Origin of the sequence: Streptosporangium sp. NPDC000095, assembly GCF_042899335.1 — a bacterium.
Lineage (GTDB): Bacteria > Actinomycetota > Actinomycetes > Streptosporangiales > Streptosporangiaceae > Streptosporangium.
The window spans coordinates 1-12,934 of the sequence record NZ_JBIAZS010000027.1 but is presented as its reverse complement, the minus strand read 5'-3'; the positions used below and the strand labels follow the sequence as shown (position 1 = coordinate 12,934).

Here is a 12,934-nt window from a genome sequence, read left to right as displayed (position 1 = left end):
CGGCGCGTACCTCCGAAGTACTCCGAGGCGAGCCGGGATCACAGCTCTTTCAAGTGACCCAGTTCGCTTTCGATGATGCCGAGAAGGTCCTCGGCACTCGCTGATTCGAGCATGTCTGCGACAGCGATTTCACTAGTTCCTGCGCCGCTGCCGCTCACCTTGCCCAGCAGCTGCCGAAGCCGGGTCGCGATGCCGTTCCGAGTGATTTCGTCCATCGTGTCCTCGGAAAGGGCGGCCTCGAACCGGTCGAGGTCCTCCAGCAACGAGGGCTTCGCGACCTCGGTCTCTCCGGGCGCGATTTCCGCGAGGAGATGCTCGGCGAGCACGGTGGGAGTGGGGTAGTCGAAGACGAGGGTGGAGGGCAGCCGCAGCCCGGTGGCGGTGTTGAGCCGGTTGCGCAGCTCGATCGCGGTCAGCGAGTCGAAGCCCAGCTCGCGGAACTCGCGCCGTACCTCCACCGCCGTGGAGTCGGGGTGTCCGAGTACGGCGGCGGCCTGGGCGCGGACCAGGTCGATCAGCATGCGGATCCGCTTGGGGTGGGGCAGGTCGGCGAGTCGCCGGGACAGTGCCGCGCCCGCGCCGGCACCGCCGGTCTCCGAGAGCGCGGCGGCCGTACGGCGAGTGCCGCGCACCAGGCCGCGGAACAACGGCGGCACCTGCTCCTGCGGCAGTGTCGGCGGGTTCAGCCGCACCGGGATCACGAGTGGTGAGTCCGACCCGATCGCCGCGTCGAACAGCGCCAGCCCCTGATCGGTGGTGATCGGCGGCAGCCCGGCGGCGGTCATCCGCTGCACGTCGGCCTGCGACATACCCTCGGTGATCCCGGTCGTCTGCGCCCACAGTCCCCAGGCCAGCGAGAGCCCCGGCGATCCCTGCGCCCGGCGCCGCGCCGTCAGCGCGTCCAGCCAGGCGTTCGCCGCCGCGTAGTTGCCCTGACCCGCGCCGCCCATCAGCCCGGCGAGCGAGGAGAACACCACGAACCCGGCCAGATCCATGCCCTCGGTGAGCTCGTGCAGATGCCACGCCGCGTCGACCTTCGGCCGCAGCACCGCATCCAGCCGCTCCGGCGTGAGCGAGGCGATCGTGCCGTCGTCCAGCACACCCGCAGTGTGGATCACCGCCGTCAGCGGGTACTCCTCCGGAACCCCGGCCAGCAGCGCCGCCACCTGATCGCGATCGGCCACGTCACAGGCGGCCACGGTCACCTGAGCGCCTCGCGCTGCCAGCTCACGCTCCAGGTCCCGCGCGCCGGCCGCCTCCGCGCCTCGGCGGCTGGCCAGCAGCAGGTGCCGTACGTCGTGCTCGGCCACCAGGTGCCGGGCCAGCTCCGCGCCCAGACCGCCGGTGCCGCCGGTGATGAGCACCGTGCCCTGCGCGTCCCAGCGCCGGGGCATCGTCAGCACGATCTTGCCGGTGTGCTTGGCCTGGCTCATGAACCGGAACGCCTCCCGGCCACGGCGCACATCCCACGCCGTCACCGGCAACGGCCGCAACTCACCCGCCGCGAACAACTCCATCAACTCGGCGAGAATCCGCTCCAGCCGCTCGGAGCCGGCATCCATCACATCGAACCAGTGATACTCCAACCCCGGGAAACTCTCCTGATCACGAATGTCGAGCTTGCCCATCTCCACGAACCGGCCACCCGGACGCAGCAGACGCGCCGAGGCGTCGATGAACTCACCCGTCAACGAGTTGAGCACCACATCGACGCCCCGCTCACCACACACCGCGCGGAACCGCTCCTCGAACTCCACACTCCGAGAGGAGGCGATGTGATCATCCGGGATGCCCATCGACCGCAGCACATCCCACTTCGCCGGACTGGCCGTGGCGAACACCTCGACCCCGAGCCGCTGCGCCAGCTGGATCGCCGCCATACCCACACCACCGGTACCCGCGTGCACGAGCAGCCGCTCGCCTTCTCGCAACCTGGCCAGATCCATCAGCCCGTAGTAGGTGGTGAGGAACACCACCGGGATCGTCGCGGCCCCCTCGAAGGAGATCCCATCGGGGATCTTCGCCAAGGTCTTCGCCTCGGCGACGACCAGTGGACCGAAGCCGCCCTCGGTGAGGCCGACCACGCGGTCACCCACGCGCAGGTCCTCCACCCCCTGGCCGACCTCAAGCACCACACCGGCGGCCTCGCCACCCATCAGGCCGACCTTGTCCTGGAACCAGCCCAGCGCGTTCAAACCGTCCAGCAGGTCACGGAAGTTCACCCCCGCCGCGTGCACGGCCATCCGAACCTGACCGGCCTCCAGGGGCTCGGCCGCCTGCGGGAACGGCAGCAACTCCAGCGCGTCCAGGCTGCCCTTGGCCCGGCTGCCCAACCGCCACGGCGTACCCGACGGAGGCAACAGACCCGCACCCGAGGTCAGCGACGCCAACCTCGGCACCCGCACCCCACCCTCACGCACCGCCACCTGCGGCTCACCGGAAGCCAGCACCACGGCCAACGAGGCGGGAGGCACCTCCGTGTCGACGTCGACCAGCACGAACCGGCCCGGGTTCTCCGACTGTGCGGAGCGCACCAGGCCCCACACTCCCGCGGCCGCCAGATCGGCGACCGCCTCACCCTCACCCGCGGCCACCGCACCCCGCGTCACCACCACCAACCGCGAGTCGGCGAACCGCTCATCGGCCAGCCACCGTCGCAGCAGATCCAGCACCCCGGCCGTCACCGCGTGCGCCGACTCCACCACGCCGGTGTTCTCGGAGGAATCAACGGTGAACGTCACCACGTCCGGCACCGGATCCAGCGAAGCGAGGTCTCCGGTCGTCTCGGCCACGCTCACCCCGGTGGTCGATTCCGACGTCTCAGGCAGTGTGCTCCACTCCACCCGGAACAGCCCGTCCCGCTCCACGCCACGACCGCCGTCGACGGCGAGCTGGTCGGACGTGACCGGACGCAGCACCAGGGAGCGCGCCGACAGCACCGGTTCCCCGGCGGCGTCCGCGGCCGCCAGCGACACGGAATCGTCGCCCGTCCTGGCCAGCCGTACCCGCAGCATCGACGCGCCGGCCGCGCGCAGGCTCACCTCACCCCAGGAGAACGGCATCCGGCCGCCCTTGACCGGCTCCAGCCCGACGAACGGCACCGCGTGCAGCGCCGCGTCCAGCAGCGCCGGATGCATCCCGAACGAACCGGCGTCACCGACCTGCTCGGGCAGCGCGACCTCGGCGAACACCTCTCCGTCCGCGCCGTGCCAGGCGGCGCGGAGGTTCCGGAAGACCGGGCCGTATGCGAACCCTCCGGTGGCCAGGTTCTCGTACAACTCGTCCAACTCGACGGCGGTCGCGCCCTGCGGAGGCCACACCCCCGCGTCGAACGGCGCGGCCTCGGAAACCCCGGTCGCGAGCGTGCCGGTGGCGTGCCGCACCCACGGCACATCGTCGGCCGCCTCGGCCGACCGTGCGTAGACGTTCACGCTCCGGTGGCCCGTCTCCTGCGCGGCCCCCACCCACACCTGCACCGCGACGGCGTCGCTCTCGCCCAGCACCAGCGGCGCCGTCAGGGTGAGCTCCTCCACCAGGTCACAACCGACCTGGTCACCGGCCCGCACCGCCAGCTCAAGGAACCCGGTACCCGGGAAGAGCACCGATCCGGACACGACGTGATCGGCCAGCCACGGGTGCGATCGCACCGACAACCGCCCGGTCAGCAGCACCCCGTCGGAGTCGGCGAGGCCCACGGCGGCGCCCAGCAGCGGGTGCCCGGCCGTCGCCAACCCGGCCGCGGCCACGTTGCCCACGCCGGCCCTCACCCTCCTGGGCCAGAACCGCTGGTGCTGGAAGGCGTACGTCGGCAGGTCGACCCGGCGAGCGCCGGGGAGGACGGCCTTCCAGTCGATCTCCACCCCGTGCACGTGCAGTTCGGCGAGCGCCGTCATGGACGTGACCTGCTCGTCGCGGTCCCTGCGCAGCATCGGCACGAGCACGGCGTCCGACTCGTGCGCCTCCGCGTCGGTGGCGAGGGTGTCGGCGGCCATCGCGGTGAGCACCCCGTCGGGGCCCAGCTCCAGGTAGGCCCGCACGCCCTGGCCGTGCAGGGTGCGCACGCCGTCGGCGAAGCGGACCGCGCCGCGGACCTGCTCCACCCAGTAGTCCGGTGAGCACAGCTGCTCGGCCGTGGCCGCCCGCCCGGTCAACGTGGACACGATCGGGATCTGCGGCGGGTCGTAGGTGAGCGACCCGGCCACCGCCTGGAAGTCCTCCAGCATCGGGTCCATCAGCGGCGAGTGGAAGGCGTGCGACACCCGCAACCGCTTCGTCCGCACTCCCCGCTCCTCCAGGGCGGCGGCCACCTCAAGCACCGCCTCCTCGACCCCGGAGATCACCACCGAGGACGGGCCGTTCACCGCCGCGACCGACACCTCACCCTCGCGTCCGGCCAGCAGTTCGGCCACCTGCTCCTCGGCGACCTGGACCGCCACCATCGCCCCACCCTCGGGCAGCGCCTGCATCAACCGCGCCCGCGCCGCCACCAACGCACACGCGTCCTGCAACGACAGCACACCAGCCACATGAGCAGCGGCGATCTCCCCGACCGAGTGCCCGGCCAGCACGTTCGGCCGCACCTCCCAGGACTCCACCAGCCGGAACAGTGCCGTCTCCACCGCGAACAGGGCCGGCTGCGCCCAGCCGGTCCGATCCAGCGGCTCCGCCTCAGCCGTACCGGGCTCGGCGAACAGCACCTCACGCAACGACCCGTCCAGCAGCGGGTCCAGCTCGGCGATCACCGCGTCCAGCGCCTCGGCGAACACCGGGAAACGGTCGTACAGCTCCCTGCCCATCCCGGCCCGCTGGCTGCCCTGGCCGGTGAACAACACCGCCAGCTTCAGCTCGCCCGCTGCCACCCCGCGCACCACACCCGCACCCGGCAGGTCCTCGGCAACGGCCCGCAGCCCGGCCAGCGCGTCGGCCCGGTCCCCGGCGACCACCACCGCCCGGTGCTCGAACGCCGAGCGCGTCGTGGCCAGCGAGAACGCCACATCGCCGAGGCTCAGATCGGGCTCGCCGTCCACGTACGAGACCATGCGTCCGGCCTGCGCGCGCAACGCCTGATCGGTGCGGGCCGAGACCACCCACGGCACCACACCCGCGACCGGAGCCCTGTTCTCTCCTTCAGACACTTCCGGCGCTTCCGGTCCCTGCTCCAGGATCATGTGCGCGTTGGTGCCGCTGATCCCGAACGACGACACACCCGCCCGCCACGGGCGGTCCGTCTGCGGCCAGGGCGTGGTCTCGGTCAGCAGTTCCACCGACCCCAGGGACCAGTCCACATGCGAGGAGGGCTCGTCCACGTGCAGCGTCCGAGGCAGCACGCCGTGCCGCAGAGCCATCACCATCTTGATCACACCCGCGACACCGGCGGCGGCCTGGGTGTGACCGATGTTGGACTTCACCGACCCCAGCAGCAGCGGCCGGTCCTCCGGCCGATCCTGACCGTAGGTGGCGAGCAGCGCCTGCGCCTCGATCGGGTCACCCAGCGTCGTGCCCGTACCGTGCCCTTCCACCGCGTCGACCTCGGCGGGCGACAACCCGGAGGCGGCGAGCGCCTGGCGGATCACCCGCTGCTGCGAGGGACCGTTCGGCGCGGTCAGGCCGTTGGAGGCACCGTCCTGGTTCACCGCCGACCCGCGCACGACCGCGAGCACCTGGTGACCGTTGCGGCGCGCGTCCGACAGCCGCTCCAGCACGACCATGCCCGCGCCCTCGGCCCAGCTCACCCCGTCGGCCGCGTCCGAATAGGACTTGCAGCGCCCGTCGCCGGCCAGCCCGCCCTGCGCGCTGAAGTCGATGAACGCACCCGGCGACGCCATCACCGTCACCCCACCGGCCACCGCGAGCGAGCACTCACCCGAGCGCAGCGCCTGCGTCGCCAGGTGGATCGCCACCAGGGAGGAGGAACAGGCGGTGTCCACGGTCACCGCCGGACCCTCCAGGCCCAGCGTGTAGGAGATCCGGCCGGACAGCACGCTGCCCGCGGTGCCGGTTCCCATGAAGCTCATCACGTCCGGGGGGAACTCCAGGCGCCCCGACCGGTAGTCGTGGTACATCATCCCGGCGAACACGCCGGTACGGCTGCCATGCAGCGAGACCGGGTCGATTCCGGCCCGCTCGATCGCCTCCCAGGAAACCTCAAGAAGCTGTCGCTGCTGCGGGTCCATCGCGAGCGCCTCACGCGGCGAGATCCCGAAGAACCCGGGATCGAACTCCCCGGCCTCGTGCAGGAAGCCACCCTCACGCACGTAGCTGGTCCCGCGGTTCTCCCGATCCGGGTTGTACAGCCCGTCGAGGTCCCAGTCGCGGGTCGTCGGGAACCCGCTGATCCCGTCCCCGCCCTCGGCCACCAGCCGCCACAGATCCTCGGCGGAGTTCACCCCGCCCGGGAAGCGGCAGGCCATGCTCACGATCACGATCGGGTCGTCGTCCACCGGCGGCAGCACCGACGGCGCCGTCTCCTGAACCTCCGCCTGCGCGCCCATGAGCTCGTCGAGCAGGTGCCTGGCCAGCACGGTCGGCGTCGGATAGTCGAACACCAGCGTGGCCGACAGGCGCAGACCCGTCGCCGCGTTCAGCCGGTTACGCAGTTCGATCACGGTGAGGCTGTCGAAGCCCAGCTCGCGGAACTCACGCCGCACCTCCACCGTGTCCGGCGTGGTGTGCCCCAACACCAGCGCCACCTCGGTCCGCACCACGTCCAGCAGGACCTCGATGCGTTCCGCGGTCCCCAGCGAGGCCAGCCTCTGCGGCAGTTTGCTCCGCACCTGCGGGGCGGCGGCCGTCGAGCGGCGTGCGGCGGGAAGCAGCCCGCTCAGCATCGGCGGCAGCTCCGTGTGCGCCCGCAGCGCCGGCATGTTCAGGCGGACAGGGGCCACCGCCGGCGCACCGGACCCGATGGCCGCGTCGAACAGCGCCATGCCCTGCGGAGGTGAGATGGGCAGCAGGCCGCTCATGCCCCACCGCTGCACGTCCGCCTGTGACATCCGGCTCGTCATCCCGACGTCCTGCGACCACGGGCCCCAGGCGAGCGACACCGCCGGCAGTCCCGCGGCTCTCCGGTGCTGGACCAGCGCGTCCAGGAACGCGTTGCCCGCCGCGTAGTTGCCCTGCCCCGCCCCGCCGAACGTTCCCGCCACCGACGAGAACACCACGAACTCCACCAGGTCCATGTCGCGGGTGAGCTCGTGCAGGTGCCAGGCCGCGTCGACCTTCGGCCGCAGCACCCCGGCCAGCCGCTCCGGCGTGAGCGAGGCGATCGTGCCGTCGTCCAGCACACCCGCGGTGTGGATCACCGCCGTCAGCGGGTGCTCCTCCGGAACCCCGGCCAGCACCTCGGCCACCTGATCCCGGTCGGCCACGTCACACGCCGCGACGGTGACCTCGACCCCGTGCGCGATCAACTCCGCCTGCAACTCCACCGCGCCCGGAGCCTCCAGACCCCGGCGGCTGGCCAGCAGCAGGTGCCGTACGTCGTGCTCGGCCACCAGGTGCCGGGCCAGCTCCGCGCCCAGACCGCCGGTGCCGCCGGTGATCAACACCGTGCCCTGCGCGTCCCAGCGCCGGGGCATGGTCAGCACGATCTTGCCGGTGTGCTTGGCCTGGCTCATGAACCGGAACGCCTCCCGGCCACGGCGCACATCCCACGCCGTCACCGGCAACGGCCGCAACTCACCCGCCGCGAACAACTCCATCAACTCGGCGAGAATCCGCTCCAGCCGCTCAGAGCCGGCATCCATCACATCGAACCAGTGATACTCCAGCCCCGGGAAACTCTCCTGATCACGAATGTCGAGCTTGCCCATCTCCACAAACCGGCCACCCGGACGCAGCAGACGCGCCGAGGCGTCGATGAACTCACCCGTCAACGAGTTGAGCACCACATCGACGCCCCGCTCACCACACACCGCGCGGAAACGCTCCTCGAACTCCACACTCCGCGACGAGGCGATGTGATCATCCGGGATGCCCATCGACCGCAGCACGCCCCACTTCGCCGGACTCGCGGTCGCGAACACCTCCACCCCGAGCCGCTGCGCCAGCTGGATCGCCGCCATACCCACACCACCGGTACCCGCGTGCACGAGCAGCCGCTCGCCTTCTCGCAACCTGGCCAGATCCATCAGCCCGTAGAAGGCCGTGAGGAACGTCACCGGGATCGTCGCGGCCTGTTCGAAGGAGATCCCGTCGGGGATCTTCGCCCGGACCTGGGTGCTGGTGATCGCCATCGGACCGAAGCCGCCCTCGACCAGGCCGACCACCCGATCCCCCGGCCGCAGGTCCTCGACGCCGGGACCGACCTCGAGCACCACGCCCGCGGCCTCGCCACCCATCAGGCCGACCTTGTCCTGGAACCAGCCCAGCGCGTTCAAACCGTCCAGCAGGTCACGGAAGTTCACCCCCGCCGCGTGCACGGCCATCCGAACCCGTCCGGCCTCCAGGGGCTCGGCCGCCTGCGGGAACGGCAGCAACTCCAGCGCGTCCAGGCTGCCCTTGGCCCGGCTGCCCAACCGCCACGGCGTACCCGACGGAGGCAACAGACCCGCACCCGAGGTCAGCGACGCCAGCCTCGGCACCCGCACCCCACCCTCGCGCACCGCCACCTGCTGCTCACCGGAAGCCAGTACGACGGGCAGCGCGGACAGGGCCGTCTCGTACTCCTCCACATCGGCCAGCAGGAAGCGGCCGGGGTTTTCCGCCTCGGCGCTGCGGACCAGTCCCCACACGGTGGCCGCGACCGGGTTCGACACGGTCTCGCTGTCATCGGTCGCGACCGCGCCCCGGGTGACGAACACCAGACGCGAGTCACCGAACCGCTCGTCGGCCAGCCACTGCTGAAGCAGGCCGAGAACCCGTGTGGTCAGCGCGTGCGCCGCCTCCACCACGTCCGTGGAGTCATCGGTGTCGATCTCGACGGTCACCAGGTCGGGCATCCTGCCGAACGGCAGTTCCAGCGAATCGAGGTCGCCGGTGAGCTCGGCCACCTCCAACCCGATCACGGCGTCCACCGGGGAGACCGTCATCGGCACGGTGACCCAGTCCAGCCGGAACAGCGAGTCCCGCTCCACCCCACGGTCGGGGGAGGCCGCGGCGACCTGGTCGGACGAGACCGGCCGCAGCACCAGGGAGCGCGCCGACAGCACCGGTGCGCCGACGGCGTCCACCGCCGTCAGCGACACGGAGTCGGCGCCGGTCACGGCCAGCCGCACGCGCAGCGCCGACGCGCCTTCGGCGCGAAGGCTCACGTCGCTCCAGGAGAACGGCAGCCTTCCGCCCTCGGCCGCCTCCAGCCCGGCGAACGGCACCGTGTGCAGCGCCGCGTCCAGCAGCGCCGGATGCAACCCGAACGAAGCCGCGTTCGACATCTCCTGCTCGGGCAGGGCGATCTCGGCGAAAACCTCGCCGTCCTGGCCGCGCCAGGCGGCTTTCAGTCCCTGGAACACCGGCCCGTAGGCGAGTCCGCCCTCGGCGAGCCGGCCGTACAACCCGTCCAGCCCGATCGCGGTCGCCCCCTCGGGGGGCCACACCGTGGCGTCGAACGCGGCAGCCTGGCCGTCGCCCTCGCCCCTGGTCGTCAGCGTGCCGGTGGCGTGCCGGATCCACGGCACGTGATCCTCGGCCTCGGCCGGGCGGGCATAGATGCCGAGCACACGCCTGCCCGACTCGTCCGGGGCACCCACCGACACCTGCACCGCGACCGCGTCGTCCTCACCCAGCACCAGCGGCGTCGCCAGCGTCAGCTCCTCCACCAGGTCGCAGCCGACCTGGTCACCCGCCCGCACCGCCAGCTCCAGGAAACCGGTACCGGGGAAGAACACCATCCCGGCCACGACGTGATCGGCCAGCCACGGGTGCGACTGCGACGACAACCGCCCGGTCAGCAGTACGCCGTCGGAGTCGGCGAGGCGAACGGCGGCGCCCAGCAGCGGATGCTCGGCCGCGGCCAGACCCAGGCCACGAGCGTCCCCGGCGCGCTTACCGGTCGGCCAGAACTGCTGACGCTGGAAGGCATAGGTGGGCAGCGCCACCCGGCGCCCGCCCGCGAGCACCGCCTGCCAGTCGAGCGGTACCCCGTGCACGTGCAGCTCGGCCAGCGCCGCCAGGATCGCCGACTGATCATCGCGGTTTCTCCGCAGCACCGATACGAGCAGAGGATTCGCATCCGCGTTCGTGCCCGTGGCGGGGTGGTGGGCGCCTGAGTCCTCTGCCACCTGGGAACGGGCGGTCTCGTCCGAATCGGCGAGCACCCTCAGGGTGTCGTCGGCCATCGCGGTGAGCACCCCGTCGGGGCCGAGTTCCAGGTAGGCGCGTACTCCCTGGTCGTGCAGGGTGCGGACGCCGTCGGAGAAGCGAACCGCGCCACGGACCTGCTCCACCCAGTAGTCCGGCGAGCACAGCTGCTCGTCGGTGGCGGATTCCCCGGTCAGGGTCGAGACCACCGGGATTCGCGGCGGGCCGTAGGACAGCGTCCGGGCCAGGGTGCGGAAGTCCTCCAGCATCGGGTTCATCAACGGGGAGTGGAAGGCGTGCGACACCCGCAACCGCTTCGTCCTGATCCCCCGCTCCTCCAGAGTGGCGGCCACTTCCAGCACCGCCTCCTCACCCCCGGAGATCACCACCGAGGACGGGCCGTTCACCGCCGCGACCGACACCTCCTTCTCCCGCCCGGCCAGCAGCTCGGCGACCTGCTCCTCGGCGACCTGGACCGCCACCATCGCCCCGCCCGCAGGTAGCGCCTGCATCAACCGCGCCCGCGCCGCCACCAGCGCACACGCGTCCTGCAACGACAGCACACCGGCCACATGAGCGGCGGTGATCTCTCCGATCGAGTGACCGGCCAGCACATCGGGCCGGATCCCCCACGAGGACACCAGCCGGAACAGCGCGGTCTCCACCGCGAACAACGCAGGCTGCGCCCACCCGGTCCGATCCAGCGCCTCCGCCTCCACAGATCCCGGCTCGGCGAACACCACCTCACGCAACGACCCGTCCAGCAGCGGCTCGAACTCGGCGAAAATCTCGTCCAAGGCTTCGGCGAACACCGGGAACCGCTCGTACAACTCCCGGCCCATCCCGGCCCGCTGGCTACCCTGACCGGTGAACAACACTGCCAGCTTCAGCTCGCCCGCTGCCACCCCGCGCACCACACCCGCACCCGGCAGGTCCTCGGCCAGCGCACCCAACCCGGCCAGCACGCCGTCACGGTCACCGACCAGCACCGCCCGATGATCGAACGCCGAGCGCGTCGTCGCCAGCGAGAACGCCACATCGACCAGACCGAGATCAGGCTCACCCTCCAGGAACGACGCCAACCGCCCGGCCTGCGCCCGCAACGCCCCCGCAGATCTTCCCGACACCAGCACCGGCACCACGTCCGGCTCGACCTCGCCTCGTGGAGCCTCCGGCTCCTCGGCTTCTGACTCGGGGAACTGCTCGATGATCACATGCGCGTTGGTGCCACTGATCCCGAACGACGACACCCCCGCCCGCCACGGCCGCTCCACCTGCGGCCACCGCGTCGGCTCGGTCAGCAACCTCACCGCACCGGCCGACCAGTCCACATGCGACGACGGCGCGTCCACGTGCAACGTCCGAGGCAGCACCCCGTGCCGCATCGCGAGCACCATCTTCATCACACCCGCCACACCCGCAGCCGCCTGGGCGTGACCGATGTTCGACTTGATCGAACCCAGCAGCAGCGGCCGATCCTCCGGCCGATCCTGACCGTAGGTCGCGAGCAGCGCCTGCGCCTCGATCGGGTCACCCAGCGTGGTACCGGTGCCGTGACCTTCCACCACGTCGACCTCGGAGGGCTTCAAACCCGCCCCGGCGAGCGCCTGGCGGATCACCCGCTGCTGCGAAGGACCGTTCGGCGCCGTCAGGCCGTTCGACGCGCCGTCCTGGTTCACCGCCGACCCGCGCACCACCGCGAGCACCTCGTGGCCGTTGCGGCGCGCGTCCGACAACCGCTCCAGCACGACCATGCCCGCGCCCTCGGCCCAGCTCACCCCGTCGGCCGCGTCAGAGAAAGACTTGCAGCGCCCGTCGCCGGCCAGCCCGCCCTGCGCGCTGAAGTCGATGAACGCACCCGGCGACGCCATCACCGTCACACCACCGGCCAGCGCCAGCGAGCACTCACCGCTGCGCAGCGCCTGCGCCGCCAGGTGAATCGTGACGAGAGACGATGAACACGCCGTGTCCACCGTCATCGCGGGACCTTCCAGGCCCAGCGTGTACGAGATCCGCCCCGACAGCACGCTCCCGGCGTTACCTATGCCGAAGAAGCTCATCGCCTCCGGCGGCAGCTCCACACTGGACGCGTAGTCGTGGTACATGATCCCGGCGAACACGCCGGTACGGCTGCCACGCAGCGAGAGCGGGTCGATCCCGGCCCGCTCGACCGCCTCCCACGACGTCTCCAGCAACAGTCGCTGCTGCGGGTCCATCGCGAGCGCCTCACGCGGCGAGATCCCGAAGAACCCGGGATCGAACTCCCCGGCCTCGTGCAGGAACCCACCCTCACGCACGTAACTGGTCCCCCGGCTCTCCCGATCGGGGCTGTAGAAAGCGGCCAGATCCCAGCCGCGCGTCGTCGGGAACGACGAGATCCCGTCCCCGCCTTCGTCGACCAGCCGCCACAGGTCCTCCGGAGACGTGATTCCGCCCGGATAGCGGCACGCCATCGACACGATGACGATGGGGTCGTCCGAGACCGATGCGAGCGTGGTCGGAATGATCACGTCGGCTCGCTCGCCGAGCAGCTCACCCAGCAGGAACTCCGCCAACACCACCGGAGTCGGATAATCAAACACCAACGTCGCCGGCAGCCTCAGCCCGGTCGCCGCGTTCAACCGATTACGCAACTCCACCGAGGTCAACGAGTCGAAACCCAACTCCCGAAACTCCCGGCGCACCTCCACCGACTCCG

Annotated in this window: 1 protein-coding gene; it reads right to left on the bottom strand. The window is 71.2% G+C overall.

Annotated features, from left to right (window positions below):
• Positions 1-38 precede the first annotated feature (38 nt).
• Positions 39-12,934 (bottom strand): SDR family NAD(P)-dependent oxidoreductase (locus ACFY3V_RS37150; RefSeq protein ID WP_389779947.1); only part of this gene is annotated, 12,896 nt, incomplete at its 5' end.